Source organism: Halomonas sp. OfavH-34-E, assembly GCF_024124525.1.
Taxonomy (GTDB): Bacteria; Pseudomonadota; Gammaproteobacteria; order Pseudomonadales; family Halomonadaceae; genus Halomonas; species Halomonas litopenaei.
In genome coordinates, this window is sequence record NZ_JAMXRY010000002.1 from 156,784 (window position 1) to 177,431 (window position 20,648).

The 20,648-nt window shown below is 62.5% G+C and carries 21 protein-coding genes, 1 tRNA gene and 1 pseudogene; 8 read left to right on the top strand and 15 right to left on the bottom strand.

Annotated elements, in window-relative coordinates; all coding sequences use genetic code 11:
• Positions 1–21: 21 nt before the first annotated feature.
• Entirely contained in the window at positions 22–585 is a 564-nt protein-coding gene (locus NH448_RS01690; protein ID WP_231498569.1) for an SCO family protein, read from the top strand.
• Positions 586–758: 173 nt separating this feature from the next.
• Here NH448_RS01690 and NH448_RS01695 read toward each other — a convergent pair whose 3' ends face one another.
• The 8 genes and pseudogenes from NH448_RS01695 to merT all read right to left on the bottom strand — a co-directional run bounded on the left by NH448_RS01695 (position 759) and on the right by merT (position 5,286).
• Positions 759–1,724, bottom strand: coding sequence for an arsenic resistance protein (locus NH448_RS01695; RefSeq protein WP_045993867.1), 966 nt, complete (start codon positions 1,722–1,724; stop codon positions 759–761).
• A gap of 126 nt (positions 1,725–1,850) precedes the next feature.
• Positions 1,851–2,063, bottom strand: a complete 213-nt coding sequence (locus tag NH448_RS01700) for a rhodanese-like domain-containing protein (protein WP_052704443.1) — start codon at positions 2,061–2,063, stop codon at positions 1,851–1,853.
• Between the two features lie 15 nt (positions 2,064–2,078).
• The gene (locus tag NH448_RS01705) at positions 2,079–2,528 is read right to left on the bottom strand and encodes a hypothetical protein (protein ID WP_045993866.1); all 450 of its coding nucleotides are present in this window, start codon (positions 2,526–2,528) and stop codon (positions 2,079–2,081) included.
• 54 nt (positions 2,529–2,582) lie between these two features.
• Complete coding sequence (locus tag NH448_RS01710; protein ID WP_201771152.1) at positions 2,583–2,897, bottom strand: metalloregulator ArsR/SmtB family transcription factor; 315 nt, start codon at positions 2,895–2,897, stop codon at positions 2,583–2,585.
• Positions 2,898–2,967: 70 nt separating this feature from the next.
• Positions 2,968–4,356 (bottom strand): annotated as a pseudogene (gene merA, locus NH448_RS01715) (mercury(II) reductase); the annotation flags it as partial.
• A 10-nt stretch (positions 4,357–4,366) separates the two neighbouring features.
• Positions 4,367–4,624 (bottom strand): mercury resistance system transport protein MerF, encoded by a 258-nt coding sequence (gene merF, locus NH448_RS01720; RefSeq protein ID WP_045993863.1) that lies wholly within the window; start codon positions 4,622–4,624, stop codon positions 4,367–4,369.
• A 2-nt stretch (positions 4,625–4,626) separates the two neighbouring features.
• The gene (merP, locus tag NH448_RS01725; protein ID WP_045993862.1) at positions 4,627–4,923 is read right to left on the bottom strand and encodes a mercury resistance system periplasmic binding protein MerP; all 297 of its coding nucleotides are present in this window, start codon (positions 4,921–4,923) and stop codon (positions 4,627–4,629) included.
• 12 nt (positions 4,924–4,935) lie between these two features.
• A complete protein-coding gene (gene merT / locus NH448_RS01730; protein WP_045993861.1) occupies positions 4,936–5,286 on the bottom strand; it encodes a mercuric ion transporter MerT in 351 nt (116 codons plus the stop codon).
• Positions 5,287–5,357: 71 nt separating this feature from the next.
• Here merT and merR point away from each other — a divergent pair, with 71 nt between their 5' ends.
• Positions 5,358–5,765 (top strand): Hg(II)-responsive transcriptional regulator, encoded by a 408-nt coding sequence (merR, locus tag NH448_RS01735; RefSeq protein ID WP_045993860.1) that lies wholly within the window; start codon positions 5,358–5,360, stop codon positions 5,763–5,765.
• An 868-nt stretch (positions 5,766–6,633) separates the two neighbouring features.
• Here the strand turns inward: merR and NH448_RS01740 are convergent.
• The 3 genes from NH448_RS01740 to NH448_RS01750 form a co-directional block, all read right to left on the bottom strand.
• On the bottom strand, positions 6,634–7,704 hold the full coding sequence (locus NH448_RS01740) for an IS256 family transposase (protein WP_213231682.1): 1,071 nt from the start codon (positions 7,702–7,704) through the stop codon (positions 6,634–6,636).
• Positions 7,705–7,832: 128 nt separating this feature from the next.
• The gene (locus tag NH448_RS01745; RefSeq protein WP_035414229.1) at positions 7,833–9,053 is read right to left on the bottom strand and encodes a site-specific integrase; all 1,221 of its coding nucleotides are present in this window, start codon (positions 9,051–9,053) and stop codon (positions 7,833–7,835) included.
• A 374-nt stretch (positions 9,054–9,427) separates the two neighbouring features.
• Positions 9,428–10,291, bottom strand: a complete 864-nt coding sequence (locus NH448_RS01750) for a YicC/YloC family endoribonuclease (RefSeq protein ID WP_213231755.1) — start codon at positions 10,289–10,291, stop codon at positions 9,428–9,430.
• Positions 10,292–10,525: 234 nt separating this feature from the next.
• Between NH448_RS01750 and rph the strand changes: the two genes are divergently transcribed.
• Positions 10,526–11,263, top strand: a complete 738-nt coding sequence (gene rph / locus NH448_RS01755; protein WP_045992108.1) for a ribonuclease PH — start codon at positions 10,526–10,528, stop codon at positions 11,261–11,263.
• A gap of 109 nt (positions 11,264–11,372) precedes the next feature.
• Here the strand turns inward: rph and NH448_RS01760 are convergent, their stop codons facing one another.
• On the bottom strand, positions 11,373–12,140 hold the full coding sequence (locus NH448_RS01760; protein WP_045992107.1) for an exodeoxyribonuclease III: 768 nt from the start codon (positions 12,138–12,140) through the stop codon (positions 11,373–11,375).
• Positions 12,141–12,258: 118 nt separating this feature from the next.
• Between NH448_RS01760 and pyrE the strand changes: the two genes are divergently transcribed.
• The 3 genes from pyrE to rep all read left to right on the top strand — a co-directional run bounded on the left by pyrE (position 12,259) and on the right by rep (position 15,610).
• Positions 12,259–12,948: an orotate phosphoribosyltransferase gene (gene pyrE / locus NH448_RS01765; protein ID WP_045992106.1), complete on the top strand. Its 690-nt coding sequence runs from the start codon at positions 12,259–12,261 to the stop codon at positions 12,946–12,948.
• A gap of 98 nt (positions 12,949–13,046) precedes the next feature.
• Positions 13,047–13,547: a tRNA (uridine(34)/cytosine(34)/5-carboxymethylaminomethyluridine(34)-2'-O)-methyltransferase TrmL gene (gene trmL, locus NH448_RS01770; RefSeq protein ID WP_045992105.1), complete on the top strand. Its 501-nt coding sequence runs from the start codon at positions 13,047–13,049 to the stop codon at positions 13,545–13,547.
• Positions 13,544–15,610 (top strand): DNA helicase Rep, encoded by a 2,067-nt coding sequence (gene rep, locus NH448_RS01775; protein ID WP_045992104.1) that lies wholly within the window; start codon positions 13,544–13,546, stop codon positions 15,608–15,610. The genes trmL and rep overlap by 4 nt, the downstream gene beginning before the upstream one ends.
• 152 nt (positions 15,611–15,762) lie before the next feature.
• Here rep and NH448_RS01780 read toward each other — a convergent pair whose 3' ends face one another.
• Positions 15,763–16,632: a c-type cytochrome gene (locus NH448_RS01780; RefSeq protein WP_239452525.1), complete on the bottom strand. Its 870-nt coding sequence runs from the start codon at positions 16,630–16,632 to the stop codon at positions 15,763–15,765.
• Between the two features lie 242 nt (positions 16,633–16,874).
• On the opposite strand from NH448_RS01780, the gene NH448_RS01785 reads away from it, so the two are divergent.
• Both NH448_RS01785 and NH448_RS01790 read left to right on the top strand, forming a co-directional pair.
• Positions 16,875–16,951: transfer RNA gene (locus tag NH448_RS01785), tRNA-Arg, on the top strand.
• A gap of 134 nt (positions 16,952–17,085) precedes the next feature.
• Complete coding sequence (locus NH448_RS01790) at positions 17,086–17,232, top strand: hypothetical protein (RefSeq protein WP_253028360.1); 147 nt, start codon at positions 17,086–17,088, stop codon at positions 17,230–17,232.
• Between the two features lie 52 nt (positions 17,233–17,284).
• On the opposite strand, the gene NH448_RS01795 is transcribed toward NH448_RS01790, so the two are convergent.
• Together NH448_RS01795 and NH448_RS01800 are read right to left on the bottom strand one after the other, a co-directional pair.
• Complete coding sequence (locus NH448_RS01795) at positions 17,285–18,415, bottom strand: polysaccharide lyase family 7 protein (protein WP_204248930.1); 1,131 nt, start codon at positions 18,413–18,415, stop codon at positions 17,285–17,287.
• A gap of 165 nt (positions 18,416–18,580) precedes the next feature.
• Positions 18,581–20,572, bottom strand: coding sequence for a methyl-accepting chemotaxis protein (locus NH448_RS01800; RefSeq protein ID WP_045992103.1), 1,992 nt, complete (start codon positions 20,570–20,572; stop codon positions 18,581–18,583).
• Positions 20,573–20,648: the final 76 nt, after the last annotated feature.

Genomic DNA, 20,648 nt, shown 5'->3' on the forward strand with positions numbered 1-20,648 from the left:
AGCAGGATGCACCGATGGATCATGGCACTATTCGTGACCCTATGGCTTGCGGGCTGCAGCGAGCCGCCTTGGCAGACCAAGGATATCTCGGGGCTCATGCCTCCCCTGGCGTTCGAGCTTGTCGACGAGAACGGCAAAGACGTCAACGCCGATCAGTTCCTCGGCAAGAGCACACTGCTGTTCTTCGGCTTCACTCACTGCCCCGATGTCTGTCCCACCACCCTCGCGCGCCTCGACGCCGCCACCCAACGCATGGGTGAGGCGGCGCGCGACGACATTCAGGTGCTCTTCGTCTCGGTCGACCCTCGTCGCGATGACGCCGAGACGTTGCGAGAGTACACGGATGCCTTCGGCCCCCAGTTCATCGGCCTCACGGGGGATAAAGCGGCCCTCGATGAACTGACACGCCGCTATCGGGTGACCTACGGGTATGGCGAAGAGGACAGCGAAGGCAACTATGATGTGTCGCACTCCAGCGCTGTTTTCGCCTTCAATGATCAGGGAGAGGCGCGCCTGCTGATCCGCGACAGCGATCCTATGGAGGCCGTGGTTGCCGACCTCGAAAGGCTTGCCAGCGGTGCCTGAGTAGTCACTGTCCATCGCCCCTATCTTCCGTAGAGGATCGGTACGGTTCAGGGGGCTGCCGAGGGGGGCTTGGCTAGGAGTACGGTGCAAGGTTCGTCGTTGCGCCTTGAGGCAGCCGAACACGACGTTCGATCACATTTTACTCCTGGAAATTGGATGGGGAGCTGCAAGGGCTATGTGTGAGAGGGCTCCGGGATCAACTTGCCTGGCACCCATCTCAGGTACACCACCATGCCGAACAGCTCGACCAGCGACTGGAAGACGATGACCACCACGGCGGCTTGCCAGGCATCGGGCAGCGTCAGGGCGATGGGTAGCACCACGAAGGAGTTGCGTGTGCCGAAGCTGAAGGTCAGAGTCCTGGCTGATGGCGCGGAGAGCCGGAAGAGCCTGCCGAGGGTCTTGCCCAGGATGGCGGCAAAGGCCAGGTAGGCGACGAAGATCGGCAGCACTTGCAGCAAGACCCCGCCGAGGCCGGCCACGGTCGTCACCTGGGAGGCCGCGATGACAAAGACCACCAGTGCCAGCAGGGGTACGGGCAGTAGGCCCAGGCCATGAACCCACCGTCTGGCATTGAGGTGACGCTCGGCCAGCCGCTCGGTCACCCAGGCCAGGGCCAAGGGGGTGAGAATCAATCCCGCGAAGGCGCTGAGGAGGTGGGTGCTGATCGCTGCCTGGAACCACTCCGCGCCCAGAAAGAGCCAGAGATAGACCGGTAAAGCCAGCAACTGCATGAGCAACAGCACCGGCGTGGCGGCAATGGCTCGGCCCGCATCGCCCTTGCCTAGGTGGGTGAAGCTGATGAACCAGTCGGTGCAGGGGACCAGCAGCACCAGTAGTACGCCGGCCTGCACGGCGGGCTTCAGAGGCAACATGGCCATCAGCCCACCTAGGACCATGGGAATCACCACGAAATTACCGAGCAGCAGCGCCGCCAGGAAGCGCCAATCCTTGAAGCCCTGGCCGATCCGCGTCAGCGGCACCTGGGTGAAGGTGGCATAGAGCAACCCACCAAGCAGCGGCCAGAGGAAGGCTTCGAGCCGGGCAGTCGCGTCTGGCTGGCGAAGCCCGATGGCCAGGCCCGCCAGGATAAAGAGTAGATAGATCCAGGATTGCTGCCGTTCCATCCAGTCGCGCACGGGCAAGCGTCCCTCTCAGTGTTCCAGTAACAACCCGTCGGCCTGCCAGGCCCGTTTACCGCCCACATAGTGGAAGACCGCCTTGTAGCCGAGGCGGGTCAGGCGCTCGGCGGCACGGCCGGCCCGCTAGCAGTCCTCGCTGGCGCAGTACACGACGATGGTCGCCTGCTTGTCGGGAAGCCGTCGGGGCGCCTCGTCCAGGATATCGTCGGAGACGATGTTGATGGCCCCCGGCAGGTGCCCCTTGGCGAAGGCAGCGGCCGGCAGGGTATCCACCAGGGCGACGTTCCGGTACCGCCGCTGCCAATCCCGCAGGGTCGCGGTATCGATCGTTGGCATGGCAGATCTCCGGGCTCAGGCGTGAGACGGCTTGGCAACGTAGCGGTCCAGTCCCCACAGTAGCAGGCCGAACAGCAGGTGCGGCAGGGCGGACGCCGGGATCAGCTGGGGACCGATCGCCAGGCCGGCGAACCCCCAGCCCACCACGGGGAAGAACACCACCAGGATCACCCCCCATAGCACGGCGGCCAGGCCCAGCGCGGTCGGTAGGGTCTTGCGCGGGAAATAGCGCACGAACACCCCCGACCAGAAAGTCACGTAGGCCGTATGGAAGAGCAGGCCGACTGGCAACGGCAGAGACCGCCCTAGCAGAGTCTCGGCGAAGGCCAGGGATGGTGGCTGCGGGAAGGGCGATACGCCGGCTTTCAGCAATGTCACCATCACGATGGCGGTCAGCGCCGACACCGCGATGCCGATGCCGATAGACCTGAGCCAAGAAGGTTTGGCGCGAGTGGTTTGGATCATCTTGCGCTCCTCTTGATGACGTTGATGAGTGATCTTTGAGAAACCGGCGGCACCTTACCGGCTGCCGGAGGTGGGGCAGCGGGGGCCACAGCTGGCGTCTGACTCACGACAGCAAGCGCCGACCAGGTGGTCCGTCATTGCCAGCAAGGCGTCGAACTCCGCGCGGTAATAGACGAACTGGCCCTCACGGCGCGACGCAACCAGGCCTGCGACCGCGAGTTTCTGCAAGTGGAAGGTCAGTGCATTCGGCGCCGTACCCAGCCGCTCGGCGAGCTTGCCTGCCGCCAGGCCGGCAGGCCCTGCCGCCGCTAGCTGACGAATGGCCGCCAGGCGGACGGGGTGAGCAAGAGCGGCTAGCTTGGCTGCCACGAGGTCATCATCATATTGGTCCATGATTCAACGTTAGATGAAACAATGATTTCATGCAATATTGAAATCATTACCCCGCACAGCAGGACAACTGCGTCACGTCCTTGGTGAAGGTCTGGGCGCAGAGCTTGAGGCCTTCCACCATGGTCAGGTAGGGGAACAGCTCATCGCCGATGGCCTGTACCGTCATGCGCGCGCGGAGTGCCATCACTGCCGTCTGGATCAGCTCGCCGGCGTCCCCCGCCACCGCCTGCACCCCCAGCAACCGCCCCGAGTCGCGTTCGGCCACCATCTTGATGAAACCACCGGTGTCGAAATTGACCAGCGCACGCGGCACGTTCTCCAGATCGAGCACGCGGGTCTCCACGTCAAAGCCCTGCTCGAGTGCCTGGGCTTCCGTGAGGCCGACGGTGGCCACCTGGGGATCGGTGAAGATCACCTCCGGCATGGCGCTGAGGTCTAGGGTGGCATCGCCCCCGGTCATGTTGACGGCGGCCCGACTGCCCCCGGCGGCGGCGACATAGACGAACTCCGGCTGATCGGTGCAGTCACCGGCGGCATAGAGGCTCGGTACCGTGGTTTGCAGGTGCTCATCCACCAGAATCGCCCCGCGCACGGTTTCCACGCCGATGCTCGCCAGGTTCAGGGCCTCGGTATTGGGTGTCCGTCCGGTGGCCACCAGCAGTTGGTCCGCACGAAGGGTCCCGGCGTTGGTGTCCAGCACGAACTCGCCATTGGTATAGTCCACGCGGCTGGCCTGGGACTGATTGAGCACCTCGATGCCCTCGCAGTAGAAGGCTGCCTCTACGGCCTCACCCACCGCCGGGTCTTCCTGGGAGAGCAGACGGCTGCGGGCCAGCACCGTGACCCGGCTGCCCAGCCGGGCGAAGGCCTGGGCCAGTTCCAAGGCCACCACCGAGGCCCCGATCACGATCAGCTGTTCGGGAAGGGTGTCCAGGGCCAGTGCGCTGGTGGAGGTTAGGTATGGGGTATCGGCCAGGCCCGGCACCGGCGGCTCTGCCGGTCGGGCGCCGGTGCCGATGAAGGCGCGATCGAAGCGGACGGTTTGCTCGCCGCCCTCATTCAGCGTGACCGTCAGGCTATGGGCATCGACGAACCGCGCCTCCCCCTTCAGGACCGTGATGGCCGGGTGGGCGCGGAGTATGCCTTCATACTTGGCATCGCGCAGTTCCTCGACACGCCGCTGTTGCTGCTCGAGCAGCTTGGCCCAATCTACCACCGGCGCTTGGCTGCTCAGGCCGGCATCGAAGGGGCTTTCCGTGCGCCAGTGGGCGATATGGGCAGCGCGAATCATGATCTTGGAAGGTACACAGCCGGTGTTGACGCAGGTGCCGCCGAGGGTGCCGCGTTCTATCAGGGTGATGCGGGCGCCGCGTTCGGCGGCCTTTAGAGCCGCCGCCATGGCGGCTCCACCGCTGCCGATCACCGCGATGTGCGGGTTCTTGTCATCACTCATGAGGGGAATTCCTTGAATCGGTAGAGGCGTTGTCACCCCAGGCGTCGTATTGCTTCTTGCGCCATAGCGCATAGAGGGTCAGGCCGATGAAGAAGGCCAGGGCAGGAAGCAGCACCACGTCCAGATAGCCGGTCAGTGCCGCCAGGCCAACGGTGCCAAGCAGGATCACCAGGATGGGTGTAAAGCAGCACAGCGCCATCAGGACGGTGCCAATCACGCTTGCGCGCAGCAGGGTCTTGGGGTTCTTCATGGTCACTCCCGATCCGCTTCCGAGGGTGTCGGGGATGAGGGGTAGCCGGCGTTGGTGGTGGCTTCGGTCAATGCTTCGACGGACGTTCGTGAATCGTCGAAGGTGACCACCGCCTCACGATCCGGGTAGCTCACATCGACTTGCGAGACGCCGTCTACCTTGTTGAGGGCGGCCTTGACGGTGAGAGGGCAAGCGGCACAGGTTATGCCCGGCACCGACAACGTCACGGTCTGCGGGGCGGCCCAGGCCGACGTAGCGAGCGTCGCGGAAAGCACAATACAGGCAGCGAGTCGTTTCATAGTGATCTCCTCTTAATAGAACAGGGGCAGGAGGTAAGGAAACAGCAGCGCGATCAGCACCAAGGCAGCGACGATCCAGAAGATGGCTTTATACGTCGTGCGAACCTGTGGCATCGCGCAGGTTTCGTCTGGCTTACAAGCGGTGGCAGGCCGGTAGATTCGGCGCCAGGCGAAAAACAACGCCACCAGTGCCACTCCCACGAAGAACGGGCGATAGGGTTCCAGGGCCGTCAGGTTGCCGATCCAGACGCCCGAGAAGCCCAGTGCGACCAGCACAAGCGGCCCGAGACAGCAGGTCGAAGCGAGGATCGCAGCGAGGCCGCCGGCTGCCAGGGCACCACGACCGTTCTTGGATTCCGGCATGAGATTGTCCTTCTGAATTCTTGGTCGATACGCTAACGTTACTTCCGTAGTCAACTACGGAGTCAAGCTCGATGAATGAGGCACCGGAAAATCTGACCATCGGCACCTTTGCCCAAGCGGCCGGGGTCAATGTGGAAACGATCCGCTTCTATCAGCACAGGGGGTTGTTGCCGACGCCGGAGCGCCCTCCTGGCGGCATCCGGCGCTATGGCAGCGCCGACGTGGCGCGCGTGAAATTCGTGAAAGCGGCGCAGCGGCTGGGATTCAGCCTGGACGAGATCGGGCAGCTACTGGCTCTGGAGGATGGTGCTCATTGCAGCGAGGCGGCGGAACTGGCGTCACAGCGGCTTGACGACGTGCGCGCCCGGCTGGCTGATCTGACCCGCATCGAGGTCGCCTTATCCCGGCTGGTCGATGAATGCCATGTGCATCAAGGGAAGGTGTCGTGCCCGCTGATCGCCGCCCTGCATGACTGGTAGGTCATGCAGGGGCTCGTCGTTGTGGTGCTGCCAGCTTCTGACATTCCATGCAGCCATCTTTTGAAACTTACAGTCTTGAAGAACTCCGACATGCGATGCAGCGAAGACCTTGACAGCTGTTGGGGGCCAGCAGGGCTTCCATGATGGAGTTGATACGTCTGTTGGGTGAAAATTTCATGCTTGGCCTCCCAAGTTAGTGGGCTGTGGATAGAGATGGCGACGTTATTGCGCCGTGCCGCCTTGTGCGGCGTTTTATGTCGCTACCTAATGATTTCCGTATCTCACAGCATAAAAGCGGCTCTGGGCCGCTCAGCGCCATTTCGTGGGAAAGAGGGTGGTGATCGAGACGATAAGTCGCCTCTACTGTCTCGGCCGTGTAGTCGCCTAGCTTGAGAAGCCTGAGGTATCACCGCTAACGAGGGGGATCGGGAAGAGCGGGTGCCAGAGGTCCGTGTGATAGGCTTTGCGAGATATTCGATGGCGAAAAGGCACGAGGTAGGGAATGACGGATCATAGTCAGGATAACCACGAGTCTCATCCAGTGGGACACGAGGGAGCTAGTACCAGGCACCGGCGGCAGAGGTTTGGCCTGAGTGAGCATTGGCGTGAGCAAGCTAGGAAGGTGGCTTCTGATGAGCTTGATGATGCCGCAGAGACTTCACCTATGCCCGATACAGGACCTTCTTTTTCGTTTCCCAATGCATCACACGATGATGAGCCACCGGTCACTGTGAAGTCGCTCTTTCACGACCCCGAAACTCAGAGCGTACTCAATGCACCTTGGCCCTACAGCCCATCGGAACCTGTGTTAAGCAATGAGCCTGTTGCTGCTCGTTTTGGAGTTATCGTCAAATCTGGTGGATGGCGGTCAGGCCGCATTCCTGTCTGATTGATCGGCTACCTGCTCCCCGTCCTGGAACTTGACGTTGCTGACGACCAGCTCCAACTTCTGGAAGTGCTTGATCCGCCTCCAGCGTTTCTGGGCAGTCTGGAGCAGTTTGAAGACCATCGCCAGGGTCGTATCCCGGGAGCCGCAGTTCCGGCTGCGCTTCGTCCTCAGACGGACCGTGGCGAAGGTCGACTCGATCGGGTTGGTAGTGCGGATGTGCACCCAGTGCTCTGCCGGAAAGTCGTAGAACGCCAGCAGTTCATCCCGATCCTTGGCCAGGCATTCCATCGCCTGGGGGTACTTGGCGCCAAAGCGCTTCAGCGTGCGGTCGAAGGCCTGATGGGCTGCCTCGCGCGTCTCAGCCATCCAGATCTCGTGAAGGTCGGCCTTGACCTTGGGCTGCACCGACTTGGGCAGCTTGTTCAGCACATTGGCGGTCTTGTGAACCCAGCAACGCTGGTGCGCCGTGGCTGGATAGATCTTGCTCAGTGCCTTCCAGAAGCCCAACGCACCGTCGCCGATCGCCAGCTTGGGGGATTCCGTCAGGCCACGCTCTCGCAGGCCCGTGAGCAGCTCTTTCCAGCTGGCTTCCGACTCGCGATGGCCATCCTCGACGGCAACCAGTTCCTTGCGGCCATGTGCCGTGACGCCAACGATCACCAGCAAACACAGGCGGTCATCCAGACGCACGTTGCTGTAGACGCCATCGGCCCACCAGTAGACGTAACGGCGGTCCGCCAGATCCCGCTGACACCAGGCCTTGCGTTCGTCTAACCACTGGGCCTTCAATCGCGAGACCGTGTTGGCCGACAGGCCCTTCGCCTGGTCACCCAGCAGAGCCGACAGAGCCTCCTGATAATCGTCGGTGGAGATGCCCTTGAGATAGAGCCAGGGAATCAGCTCCTCGACGCTGCGGGCCCGCTTCAGGTAGGGCGGCAACAGGGTGCTGTTGAAGCAGGCCTTGCCGCCACTCCGGTCCCGTACCTTGGGCACCTTGACGGTGACCTCGGGTTCTGGCTGCGATAGGGCTCGGAGGGCAGAATCGGTCATGGCGTATCCACTCGTGTTGATTGAGATCTTGGTCGTGATCAATCAACAGGATACGCCACCCTTCCGACCTCCTCCCGTACACCAGAAATCACCATAGCTCGTTGGTGTGTAGAAATTTACGTTGTGAGTTAGGGAAGATTTATTGCAGGGCCAAGAAGGTTTGCGACCTTGATAATCGCTTCTTTTCGCTCGTCGAAGTAGTCGTAACGGTCGTAGATGCCTTCGACGCCCTTGAGCTTGTGATTCAAGCAACGCTCCGCGACATGCCCCGGTACACCAACGGCAGCGAGCAAGCTGCGGCAGGTGCGGCGTAGATCATGCACAGTAAACTCGGTGATATCGCCCATCCGGTTCTCTGGTTGCGGCTTCTTGCCAGGCTCCTTGCCAAATAGCTTGGCAATGGCACGATTCAGCGTGTCTTTGCCCATGTGGGCCCGCTTACTGCTGCGGCGATTAGGAAAGACATAGTCCGAGCCGCAGGCACGGATCTTGAGCTCTTCCAGCCAGCCGATGGTTTGCGGTGGGAGGGGAATGACGATCCCGGCGCCTGTCTTACTGCGCTCACCGCTCAGGTTCCACCGGCCGTTCTTAAGGTCGAATTCTGACCACTGGGCTTCGGTAAGTTCGGTCTTACGTACCCCCAGGACGAGCAGTAGCGCGCAGGCGAGGTAGTTGTCGCGGCTGAAGCTGTCGCTATTGTCTCTGAAGGCTTGGAAAACGTTGCGAATCTCATCGAGGCTCAAAACCCTATCGCGGCTTTTCTCAATACCGCCTGCGTCGTTGACGTTGAAAGCGGATGCTGGGTTGTAAGTTAAAATTCCCAGTTTTATGGCGTGGTTGAACATCTGTTTAAGATACATCAGTGTGTCATTAGCTATTGTCGGCCTACCGCTATTTGTTACTCTTCTAATTATTTCACGGATATCAATTGGGGTGACAGCATCCAGCGATCTACCCCCGATGAGGGGCGCCACTTCTTTTTTGTATATCCGCTTTGGGATAGCTGGGTGCTTGAGTCTTCTCTCTAGCTCTGGGTACCAGTCAGCAAACAGGTCCTCCACTGTCCTGATCAAGGCTTGGCTATCGCGTTTGCGTTCCTCGATGGGGTCAAGGCCTTCGCGTATAGACTTCTGGTTTTCAACCGCTTTCGTCCGAGCCTCGGCGAGAGAGAGGTGGGCATGTTTGCCCAGCGTCATCTCACGCCGCTTGCCAAACAGCGTGTATCGCAACATCCAGTAAGGAGTTCCTTTCCTCGGTATCATCAGGTATAGGCCGTTGCCGTCGCTGTAGCGCCCTGCTTTACCCTCCTTGACAAGCGACTGGCTCTTCTTGGCGGTAAGGCTTCCCATTATTTCCTCTCGTCCCCCGCGGAAAATAAAACAAACGACCGTTTGATAACTACTCGGGCTAGGCTTGGGCTAGATAGTCGGCTTAATGTCATATGAGCTCGTCACTGGCGCCTAGTGGGCCTTTTTCCAACGGCATTTAGAGTGCCAGCGGGCACCCCCCCACTTGCTCCCGGTCATGCACTCGGATCGACATAGTTGGGGAGTATCTGTAAGGGTATGTGTCGGAGGGAGGAGAGGCAATACTTTTTCTCCCCGTTTTACTCCCCTATATGATCTGGATTTCCGGGGAGGTTGGTGGAACTTGGTGGACTTCTTGCACCTTTTTTCCATTTAAAAACAGTGGTTTAATGGTTTTTGATGGCCTTTGGTGGATTCTACTCGATGTTCTGAATCTGCTCGCGCATCTGCTCGATAAGCACCTTCAATTCCACCGCGCAGCGGGTGGTGTCGGCGACCACGGACTTGGACGACAGGGTGTTGGCCTCGCGGTTCAGCTCCTGCATCAGGAAGTCCAGGCGACGGCCGATGGGGCCCTTCTGCTTAAGCTGGCGGCCGACTTCGGTGACGTGGGTATCGAGGCGGTCGAGCTCCTCGGCGACGTCGGCCTTCTGGGCCATCAGCACCACCTCGGCCTCGAGCCGGTGGGGGTCGAGCTCGACATTGAGGTTGGCGAGTTTCTCCTCGAGCTGGGTGCGCTGACGTTCGAGGATCTGCGGCATCCTTTCGCGTACCTCGGCCACCAGCTCATGGATGGCCGCCAGGCGCTCCTCGATCAGCGCCTTGAGCTGCTCGCCTTCCCGCGCACGGCCTTCCACCAGGTCATTCAGGGCCTGCTTGAACATCTGGTTGGCGGCTTGCTTGACCGCGTCCAGATCGAGCCCACCGCCTTCGAGCACCCCAGGATGGCCGAGCATGGCCAGGGCGTCGGGCATGTGCACCTCGGGCAGGGTGGCGCGTACCTCGGCCAGTGCCGATGACAGGGCGGCGAGGCGCTCGTGGTTGACGCTCAGGCTGTCGCTCTTGTCGCTGGCATCGAAGCGCAGGGTGCACTCGATCTTGCCCCGGGCCAGGCGCTTGCGCAGCGCGTCGCGGGAGCCGGGTTCGAGGTCACGCAGGGCCTCGGGCAGACGGAAGTGCGGCTCCAGGTAGCGCTGGTTCACGCTGCGCAGCTCGAGCTGCAGGCTGCCCCACTCGGCCTCGAGGTCCTGGCGAGAAAAGGCGGTCATGCTGTGAACCATGGCGGGTCTCCTGGCGATTTCCTGGCGATTTCCTGGCGATTCCCTGCTGTAGGGCACGGTGGTGCCGCAGGGCCGTCGAGGGTGGGCTCGACACCGGTGAGCGCAGTGTACCCGATTCATCGGCCAAGGCGTGTAGAATGGGCGGCCTTCGTTTTCCATTCCATGATCGACGTCGTCCCCTTCGCTGCGCCAGGCGATGCCGCGGCAAGAGGCGTGTCGACCAAGAGAGGTGCCATGTCCACGGACATCCGTCGTCCCAGCGGACGCGCTTTTGACCAGACCCGCGAGATTCGTCTCACCCGCGACTACACCCGCCACGCCGAAGGCTCGGTGCTGGTCGAGTTCGGTGACACCAAGGTGCTGTGCAACGCCAGCGTCGAGGCCGGCGTGCCGCGCTGGTTGCGGGGCAAGAAGCAGGGCTGGGTCACCGCCGAGTACGGCATGCTGCCGAGGGCGACCCACTCGCGCAGCGGGCGCGAGGCGTCACGCGGCAAGCAGGGCGGTCGCACCCTGGAGATCCAGCGTCTGATCGGGCGTTCGCTGCGTGCGGCGGTGAACCTGAAGAAGCTTGGCGAGTTCACCATCACCGTGGACTGCGACGTGATCCAGGCCGATGGTGGCACGCGTACCGCTTCGATTACCGGGGGCTGTGTGGCGCTGATCGACGCCATCCGCTACCTGCAGCGCGAGAAGCTGATCAAGACCGACCCCTTTTCGCAGCTGGTAAGCTCGGTGTCGGTGGGGCTCTATCGCGGTCAGCCGGTGGTGGATCTCGACTACCCGGAAGACTCCAGCGCCGATACCGACATGAACGTGGTGCTGAGCGAATCCGGCGAGCTGATCGAGGTCCAGGGCACGGCGGAGTCCGGCACCTTCACCCGTGGTCAGCTCAACGCCATGCTGGATCTGGCCGAAAAGGCCGGGAACGAGCTGTTCGAGCACCAGCGTGAGGCGCTCGGCAATCGCGCCTGAGCGGTCGCCGTGACGAGATGAGTCGCATGAACGAAGGCGCCGGCCCCCTGAGGGGCCGGCGCTTTCGTGTCCGGCCCCGGACTCGGGCCAGACGGCGACGAAGGGAGGCTTACAGTTGCAGGTCGTACTCGACGATCAGCGGCGCGAACTCCGAGAAGGTGGCGTCGTAGTCGATCCAGGCGTCGGTGATATGGCGACGGAAGTTCGGCCCGACGATCTGGTAGTCCAGGCGCCAGCCCTCCTGACGGGAGCGCGGCTGATCCTGGTCCAGCGCCGGCCACCAGGTGTACTCGTCACCGTCGCGGTTGATCTCGCGGAAGGTGTCGATGAAGCCGGTGGGACCGAACACCTGGTCCATCCAGGCGCGCTCTTCGGCCTTGAAGCCGGGCGTCGTCTGGTTGTCGGCCCAGTTGGCCAGATCGATGGTCTTGTGGGCGATGTGCCAGGTGCCGCAGATGATGTACTCGCGGCGCTTGCGAGCCATCTTCGACAGGTATTCCTGGTACTGGGCCATGAACGCCTGCTTGGCGTCAGGATCGCTGCCGTCGGGCATCAGGAAGCTGGCGATCGAGAAGCGATCGTAGTCGGCCTGCAGAAAGCGTCCTTCATGGTCGCACTGGGGGAAGCCCAGGCCGTACATGATGGCCTTGGGGATCTTGCGGCAGTAGAGGCCGACCCCTGAGAAACCGTCCTGTTCGGCGTCGAGGAAGTAACCCTCGTAGCCCTCAGGATAAAGAATGCTGTCGTCCAGCTCGAAGCTTTTGGCCTTGATGTTCTGGACGCAGACAACGTCGGCGTCCTGGTTGGCGAGCCAGTCGAGAAAGCCTCGACCGACGGCCTCGCGGATGCCGTTTACATTGATGGTGGCGATTTTCATACGTGGTCCCTTTTGCGTCGCGCGTGTATGATACCCGACGTTTCGACGTTTGGGTAAATGGCCGGTCGAGAAAAACGTGATAAGGCCAGGCAATTGGACAGGAGGCCTCGTGGCTGACATGGCACCTCAACCGCCAGGCGCGGCGCGCCTTCATCCCTACCAGCGGGAGTTCATCGAGTTCGCCATCGGCGAGGGCGTGCTCAGTTTCGGTGAGTTCACCCTGAAGTCGGGGCGGGTGAGCCCGTACTTCTTCAACGCCGGCCTGTTCAAGACCGGCCGCGCCCTGGCGCGCCTCGGGCGCTTCTACGCCAAGGCCATCGAGCAAAGCGGGATCGAGGCCGACGTGCTGTTCGGGCCGGCCTACAAGGGCATTTCGCTGGCGGCGACCACCGCCGTGGCGCTGGCTGATCATCATGACCGTGATCTGCCCTTTGCGTTCAATCGCAAGGAGGCCAAGGACCACGGCGAAGGCGGCAACATCGTCGGGGCCGCGCTCGACGGTCGCATCATGATCATCGATGACGTGATCACCGCCGGTACGGCGATCCGTGAGGTGATGGGGCTGATCGACGGCGCCGGCGCCCAGGCCGCCGGGGTGGTGGTGGCGCTGGATCGGCAGGAGCGCGCCAGCGACGACACCGACAAGAGCGCCATCCAGCAGGTGCAGGCCGAGTTCGGCATCCCGGTGGTCAGCATCGTCGGCCTCGACCAGGTGCTGGCCTACCTCGAACAGAGCGGGGGCGATACCCTCAAACCCCACGCCGAGGCCATCCGTGCCTACCGCGAACGCTACGGCGTCAGCGCCTGAGTCGCTATGGCTTCCTTGCGCCGAGGTCTTCCTCCCTGGAAGGCCTCGGTGATCTCCCTGCCTCACATCGTCCTCCGCCGCGATCCTGGTGATGTCCAATGCTCGACGTGGTGCTCTATCAACCCGAGATTCCGCCGAACACCGGCAATCTGATACGCCTGTGCGCCAATACCGGATTTCGCCTGCACCTTATTGAGCCGTTAGGCTTTACCCTAGACGATAAGCGCCTCAGGCGCGCGGGGCTGGACTACCATGAGTGGGCGCGGGTCCGGGTCCACGCCGACTGGCAGACGTTCATCGAAGAGGTTTCGCCTTCTCGGGTCTTCGCCGTCTCGACCCGCGGGCGGCGTGGTTACCACGAGCCCGACTATCGTTCCGGCGACGCCCTGGTGTTCGGCCCCGAGACCCGTGGCCTGCCCCAGGCGATGCTCGATTCACTGCCGCCGGAGCAGCGCCTGCGCATCCCGATGCTGCCGGACAGCCGCAGCCTGAACCTGTCCAACGCCTGTGCGGTGCTGGTGTTCGAGGCCTGGCGACAACTCGATTTCGACGGCGCGGCGCGACTCGATGTCCAGCCCGGCGCCCAGGACGACGCATGAATGCACCTGTGAAGACGATCCGTGAACGCATCCGTGGCCTCAACCCGCGTCAGCGCGAGGCCGTGCACTTCATCGACGGTCCCTGCCTGGTGCTGGCCGGGGCCGGCTCCGGCAAGACCAGCGTGATCACCACCAAGATCGCCTACCTGATCCAGGAGTGCGGCATGAGCGCCCGGCGCATCGCCGCGGTGACCTTTACCAACAAGGCCGCCCGCGAGATGAAGGAGCGGGTCAGCTCGATGCTGCAGGGGCGTGAAGGCCACGGCCTGACGGTGTCGACCTTCCACACGCTCGGCCTCAACATCATTCGCGGCGAGCTCAAGGCGCTGGGCTACAAGCCGGGCTTTTCACTGTTCGATCCGGAAGACGCCAAGGCGCTGCTGCGCGATCTGATGAACAAGGACGCCCAGGTCGACGCCGACCAGATCAATCAGGTCCAGGGAGTGATCTCCAACTGGAAGAACGACCTGATCCTGCCCGGCCAGGCGCTGTCCCACGCCGCCACCGAAGACGAGCAGTACGCCGCCCGGGTCTATGAGGCCTACGTTCGCCACCTCAAGGCCTACAACGCGGTGGACTTCGATGACCTGATCCTGCTGCCGGTGGTGCTGCTGCGCGACGACCCCGAGGCGCTGGCCCGCTGGCGGCGCAAGATCCACTACATGCTGGTGGACGAGTATCAGGACACCAACGTCAGCCAGTACATGCTGGTACGCATGCTGATGGCCGAGCGCCAGACCTTCACCGTGGTCGGCGACGATGACCAGTCGATCTACGCCTGGCGCGGTGCCCGGCCGGAGAACCTGGTGACCCTGGGCGAGGACTTTCCGCGGCTCAAGGTGATCAAGCTGGAGCAGAACTACCGCTCCACCGGCACCATCCTGCGCGCCGCCAACACCCTGATCGCCAATAACCCCCACGTCTACGACAAGACCCTGTGGTCGGACATGGGCCAGGGCGATCCGATCCGGGTGGTGGTCACGCGCCACGAGGAGGCCGAGACCGAGCGGGTCGCCAGCGAGATCCTGACCCGCCGGATCAAGGAGCGCGCCGAATGGCGCGACTTCGCGGTGCTCTACCGCGGCAACTTCCAGGCACGCCTGCTGGAATTGAAGCTGCAGCACTACCAGATTCCCTACAAGTTGTCCGGCGGCACCTCGTTCTTCTCCCGGGGCGAGATCAAGGACGCCATGGCCTACCTGCGGCTGTTGATCAATCCGGCCGACGACAACGCCTTCCTGCGTATCGTCAACGTGCCGCGTCGCGAGATCGGCCCGACCACCCTGGAAAAGCTTGCCAACTACGCCACCGAGCGCGGCGTCTCGTTGTTTGCCGCCTGTCACGAGCTGGGCCTGGCCGAGCAGCTGCCGGCCCGCGCGGTGGAGCGCCTGACGCGGTTCACCCACTTTATCGATGGCGTGCGCCGACGCATGGACCAGGGCGATGCCATCGCCGCGATCCGCGAGATGATACGCGAGATGGACTACGAGGCCTGGCTCTACCAGAACGCCAGCGCCCCCACCATCGCCGAGCGGCGCATGGCCAACGTGTGGATCCTGATCGACCAGCTCGAGAAGTCGATGCAGGCCGATCCGGAAGAGAACACCGCCAGCACCGATACCGAAACCGACGACGTGGAATCGGCGATCTCGCGCCTGGTATTGCGCGATATCCTCGAGCAACAAGCGGAAGAAGATGACTCGGATCGTGTGCAGTTGCTGACCATGCACGCCTCCAAGGGCCTCGAGTTCCCCCACGTCTACCTGATGGGTCTCGAGGAAGAGCTGTTGCCTCACCGCAACTCCATCGAGGCCGGCACCGTTGAGGAGGAGCGCCGTCTGGCCTACGTTGGCATCACCCGTGCCCGGCGTACCCTGACCATGACGCTGGCGCGCCAGCGCAAGGCCTACGGAGAGCTGATGGACTGCGCCCCGAGCCGCTTCCTCGACGAGTTGCCGCCGGATGATCTGGAGTGGGAAGGACGCGCCGACCGGGAGGACCCCGAGCGCAAGCAGGAGCGGGGCAAGAGCGCCATCGCCGGGCTGCGCTCGCTGCTGGACTGAATCCATCCACAGTCGCTGGATCGCCACAGGCTGTGGATAAGCCCGATGGCATCAAGGCTTGGCACGACCCGAGTGCAGGACCAGGCCTCGCCAGCAGACCAACGCAAACGGGGCGCCCATGGGCGCCCCGCTGCTATATCGCGTGAGTCGATTTACTGGGTCATGTAAATGACGGCCGCCTTGATCTCGTCATCGGACAGACTCGGGTTGCCACCCTTGGGCGGCATCGCGTTGAAACCGTTGATGGCGTGGTCATAGAGGGTGTCCATGCCCTTGGCCAGGCGCGGCTCCCAGGCGGCGGCGTCACCGCGAACCGGGGCGCCGGCGACACCGGCTTCATGGCACGCCATGCAGATGCCGCCGTATACCGCTTCACCATCGATGGCCGCCACCGCCGGGTCGACCTCGGCAGAGCCTGCATTGGCCGCAGCGGCGTCGTCGCCACCTGCTTCGTCGCCAGCCGCATCGGTGGCGGCAGCGTCCTCACCTGCTGCTGCTTCACCGGCAGCGGCGCTGTCATCCGATGCTGTCTCTTCGGCAGGGGCCGCCTCGCTGGCGCCTGCGTCGCTTGACGGCACTTCCATCACCGGCTCGACCAGGTAAGCCACCGCCGCATGGACTTCTTCATCGGACAGGTTCGGGTTGCCGCCACGGGCCGGCATCGCATTGAAACCGTTAAGAGCGTGATCCAGCAGGGTGTCGAAGCCCTTGGTGGTGCGTTCGGCCCAGCCCGCTTCGTCGCCACGCTTGGGTGCGCCGGCGACGCCGGTATCGTGGCAGGCCATGCAGATGCCGCCGTAGACGGCTTCGCCATCGACGCCACCGCCCGACGCTGCGGCGTCACCGCCGCCTGACGCGGCGGCCATGGCGCTGCCGCATTCCTGGCCTTCGAGGCACACAGAACCTACCGGGGCCAGGCGCTCGGCCATGGCCTCACGCTCGGCATCGTCCTGTGCCATCGCCTGGCCGGAGCCCAGGCCCAGGGTGATCAGACACCCCATGATCAGCTTGCTGGATTTCACTCTCACCACCTCTGTAACGGTCGCTTGATGGAAGTTATTGTTGGTGGCGCCGAGCACGGCCATCGTCCCTATCGCCGGGCGTCACGCTGTGCCGGCAGTATAGCGAGATCGCTCGAGACGGGAAAATGTCGCCCGTCGCCGGGAAGGTGGCGCCACGGGCCTCGGGCACGGCCTTGGGTGGACACCAGCGGGTGCGCAAGGTAGGATATGGCTCGCCGCGTGACAGGTTCAGGCGGCACCGCGCGCCCTTAGCTCAGCTGGATAGAGCGTTGCCCTCCGGAGGCAAAGGTCAAAGGTTCGAATCCTTTAGGGCGCGCCATAGAATTCAAGGGCTTACGACACTGTCGTAGGCCCTTTTTCATGTCTGGATGGTAGGTCGGCAGGGGGGCATCGAGCGCTCGAATCGGGCCATTTACTGCCGTTGAATTTGCCCATTGCTGCACGAGCACATGCTTGAAAGTGCACGGTTTTCTGCCGAAGTTCGCCCTTGAGGCGAAAGCGTCTTTGCTGATCTGGATCAAGTCGGCCTTTGTTGCCGAACGCCGTTGGCCAGGAGCAAGCGGCAGCTTCGCCCCTGGCGTGAACGTTACGCTTCTCTGACGTGGACGTTGCTCTTCTCTGGCGTGGACGTTTCCGGGCGCTCGCTAGACGCTTACTCGACCGGGCCGCTATCCAGCTCGCTGAACACGACCTGGGCGTAGTCGCCGTGTTGCTGGTCGGTCTCCCACACCCCGGTACCCAGGCAGGCGCCAGATTCCGGCTTGGTGTTGCACTGGTTATAGGAACCCGCCTTGAAGTACATCCAGTCACCGGCGTAGCCGTGCGGATGGTCGGCCTCGTCGACCTCGCCGTCGGGACCGACGTTGTCGGCCAGGTTCTGCTCGAAGGTGCGGGTGGGGTGGCCGTCTGACGCGAAGGTCAGGTGCATGACGTCGTCCTTGACCTCGACCCGATAGCGGAAGCTCTCGCCCAGGGCGATGCCCGCCTCGCCCGGATCCTCGCTGCCGCTCCAGTCGTTGCCCCACACCGCGTGGCTGATATCGATGCGCTCGGGGTCATCCTTCTCGAGGTTGCGTTCGTAGTTCCAGAACACCGAGCCGGTCTCGTGGTCGGGAAACTTCTTGTAGTAGATCTTCAGCGGTTCGTTGCCGTGGCCGAAGCCATTGTCCTGGGCCAGCACCGCTTCGTCCTTGCCGGCGTGGATCTGGCCGATGACCACCGAGTAGGCTGCCGCCCGGTCGGGCTTGTCGGTGCGCTCGGCGACGTGATCGACCCGCAGGGTGGCATCGAGGTAGCCGCCGATCTGGGCGTAGCGGTCAGCCTCGGGGTGGGAGGCGAGGGCAAAGTTCTGCTCAGGTGCCTTGGGGCCGAAGGCGTCGTCGGCGCCGGCCAGCATCTGGCGCAGTTCCGTGCGTGCATTGCTGGAATTGGGGGTGGTGAAGGCGCTATTGGGGGTCACGAAGACCAGATGATTGTTGTTGTTCAGATAGTAGTAGTCCGGATGTTGATAGGACTGAAGCTCGCCGACCGATATCTCGTCGACGTCGTCGTCGCCGTCAGCGTCCATGGGCAGGGTCAACTTCCAGGTCGTGAGGTCGAAGACCTGCGCCGGTGGCGTACCCTCGTCGGCGGCCATGGAGGATACACCGAAGGAGGAGACGGCCAGGGCCGACAGCGCGACGATCAGGGGCTTGCGAAGGGGGTGTCGAAGAGACTGGTAAAGGGGCTGGCAAAGGGAATGGCGGTGGGAGAGAAAACGGCTGAGATGGTCGTGTTCGAGCACGGCGTTGTTCCTTGTTGTGCTGGGGTGGCATCAGCAAGGCTAGAATTGCGTTTCAATATTGTCAAAGATGATTCATCAAAAATAAAACGAGGTTTTGTTTGTATGGGTTCCATGCCTGATAAAAAAACCGCCCGGAAGGGCGGCAAGGCGGGGAACCTGTAGGGCCTACGCGTGGCAGTCGACAAGGGTGGCCTGGGGTGAGCCGATAAGCGGCCCGTCTTCCGACGTGGCGTGAAGGGCCGTTGGCACATCGACCTTGAAGCGGCCCACCAGCGAGGCCATGTCGCGAGCCCGCTTGTCGAGGGACTCGCTGGCGGTGGCAACGCGTTCGACCAGGCCGGTGTTGCGCTGGGTGACGTCCTCGAGTTGCGCCAGTGCCTGAGTGATCTGTTCGATACCCAGCGACTGCTCGGTCGCCGCGGTGGAAATCTCCGACACCAGGGTCGCCGTCTGCTGGGCATGCTCGGAGATGGTGACCAGCGCCTCGCTGGTGGAAGCCACCAGTCGCTCCCCCTTGTCGACCCGCTGCGTACTGGTGGTGATCAACCGGCGGATCAGGGTGGCTTCCTCTGCGCAGCGGCTGGCGAGTTTCTGCACCTCCGAGGCCACCACCGAAAACCCTCGACCCTGGTCGCCGGCGCGTGCCGCCTCCACCGAAGCGTTCAGGGCCAGAATATTGGTCTGGAAGGCGATGTCGTCGATGGCCTCGACGATCCTGGTGACTTCCTGGTTGGCGTCGCGAATCTGTTCCATGGCTGTGTGGGTCTGGGCGGCGGTCTGGCTCAGGTCGTTGGCGCGGCAGGCGACTTCACGGGTCATTTCCTGCGCCTGGCGAGCGGAGTCCGAGGTCTGCTTCACGGTGGCGGTGATCTGCTCCATGCTGGAAGCGGTCTGGATCAGTGAGGCCGCCTGCTGCTCCGTTCTGCTCGCCAGGTCCTGGTTGCCCCGGGTGATTTCTCCACTGACCACCTCGACGGCGCTGGCGCTCTTCTTCAGGTTGACCACCAGGCTGGCAATATTGCTCAGCGAGTCGTTGAAGGCGCGGTAAAGCTGAGACAGCTCGTCCTTGCCAGGGACCTCCAGTCGCTTGGTCAGGTCATCCTTCTGCTCGCGGATGTCTGCCAGGGCAGCCTTGAGGGGACGAACCACGCTACGGGCGGTGATGATCGAAAAGGCAAGGGTGACGAGCAAGACGGCAAGCATGACCAGGGCGTGCTTGAGCAGGTAGCTGAAGGACGCTTTCTGCAAGTCGTCAATACGTGCCAGAAGGTACTGCTCTGCCGACCGGGAGATCTGCTGAATGCCATCGATATACTCGGTCTGGGCCTCGAACCACTCCTGGTGATCGATACCGAAGCCGCCGCTTGAGGCCTTTTCGAGGACCACGCTGCGCATGGCATTCAAACGCTCGCCAAGTGCGCTGTCGGTCAGCGTCTTGAGCTCCTCCTGAACCCTCGGTGATGAAAGCTCGAAGAAGTTCTTCTTGTGCACATCGGACTTCACGATCAACGAAAGCAGCTTCCTGAACATTGCAGGCGATATCGCGTCGGCGCTGAAAGATGCCGCCAGTACCGCCCGTTCTATGCCGGCCAGCTCCTTGATGTTCAAAAGGTCATAATAGGCCGTCAGCTGACGGGCGACCTCTCCCTGGTCGACGCCAAAGGTCAGCTTGGCGACGATATCGATCAGTGCCTCGTTGATGTTGGTATAAGCGTCTGTCGATGCTTCGGCAGTTATGTCGAGACCATCGACCTTGCGCCGTAGGTCATCCTTTCCCTCAAGCAGACGCTTCGCCAGATCGACCTGTGCTTCGATTCGAGGGTCGTGACGGGAAAAATCGATGTCAGCGATGTAGCGGTCAAATGATTCGGCCTGGGTATTGGTCGCCTCACGTTGCACTGGTAGCTCTGTATGAAAGTTGCGGCCCTGACTGCTGAGAAAGGCGGCCGTCATCCCCCGTTCGCGCTGAAGTTCGTGCACCAGATTGGCCGAATGACGCCCGAGGATCGCCACCTCTTGAAGATTGTCCATCCGGGTAACGACCGCCTGACGTTCCAGCACCGTGGAGAGCGTCATCCACAGGATGGAAAGCAGCGGCAAGAAAAGCACCAGGAAGAACTTTCTTCCCATGGTCAGGCGATCAAGGAGTGATGTCATTGGCAGCGGGCTCATGCTGGGAGGGGCCAACCGGCAGTCCTGGCATGAGCGAAGTCATTTCCTGGCTTGCTCATCG

Bases quoted from the DNA above. Each gene is read 5' to 3' on its own strand.
- NH448_RS01690 (WP_231498569.1), top strand. From the start codon at position 22: ATGGCACTATTCGTGACCCTATGGCTTGCGGGCTGCAGCGAGCCGCCT.
- NH448_RS01700 (WP_052704443.1), bottom strand. From the start codon at position 2,063: ATGCCAACGATCGATACCGCGACCCTGCGGGATTGGCAGCGGCGGTAC.
- NH448_RS01705 (WP_045993866.1), bottom strand. From the start codon at position 2,528: ATGATCCAAACCACTCGCGCCAAACCTTCTTGGCTCAGGTCTATCGGC.
- merF (WP_045993863.1), bottom strand. From the start codon at position 4,624: ATGAAGAACCCCAAGACCCTGCTGCGCGCAAGCGTGATTGGCACCGTC.
- merP (WP_045993862.1), bottom strand. From the start codon at position 4,923: ATGAAACGACTCGCTGCCTGTATTGTGCTTTCCGCGACGCTCGCTACG.
- merT (WP_045993861.1), bottom strand. From the start codon at position 5,286: ATGCCGGAATCCAAGAACGGTCGTGGTGCCCTGGCAGCCGGCGGCCTC.
- merR (WP_045993860.1), top strand. From the start codon at position 5,358: ATGAATGAGGCACCGGAAAATCTGACCATCGGCACCTTTGCCCAAGCG.
- NH448_RS01740 (WP_213231682.1), bottom strand. From the start codon at position 7,704: ATGACCGATTCTGCCCTCCGAGCCCTATCGCAGCCAGAACCCGAGGTC.
- NH448_RS01745 (WP_035414229.1), bottom strand. From the start codon at position 9,053: ATGGGAAGCCTTACCGCCAAGAAGAGCCAGTCGCTTGTCAAGGAGGGT.
- NH448_RS01750 (WP_213231755.1), bottom strand. From the start codon at position 10,291: ATGGTTCACAGCATGACCGCCTTTTCTCGCCAGGACCTCGAGGCCGAG.
- rph (WP_045992108.1), top strand. From the start codon at position 10,526: ATGTCCACGGACATCCGTCGTCCCAGCGGACGCGCTTTTGACCAGACC.
- NH448_RS01760 (WP_045992107.1), bottom strand. From the start codon at position 12,140: ATGAAAATCGCCACCATCAATGTAAACGGCATCCGCGAGGCCGTCGGT.
- pyrE (WP_045992106.1), top strand. From the start codon at position 12,259: ATGGCACCTCAACCGCCAGGCGCGGCGCGCCTTCATCCCTACCAGCGG.
- trmL (WP_045992105.1), top strand. From the start codon at position 13,047: ATGCTCGACGTGGTGCTCTATCAACCCGAGATTCCGCCGAACACCGGC.
- rep (WP_045992104.1), top strand. From the start codon at position 13,544: ATGAATGCACCTGTGAAGACGATCCGTGAACGCATCCGTGGCCTCAAC.
- NH448_RS01800 (WP_045992103.1), bottom strand. From the start codon at position 20,572: ATGACATCACTCCTTGATCGCCTGACCATGGGAAGAAAGTTCTTCCTG.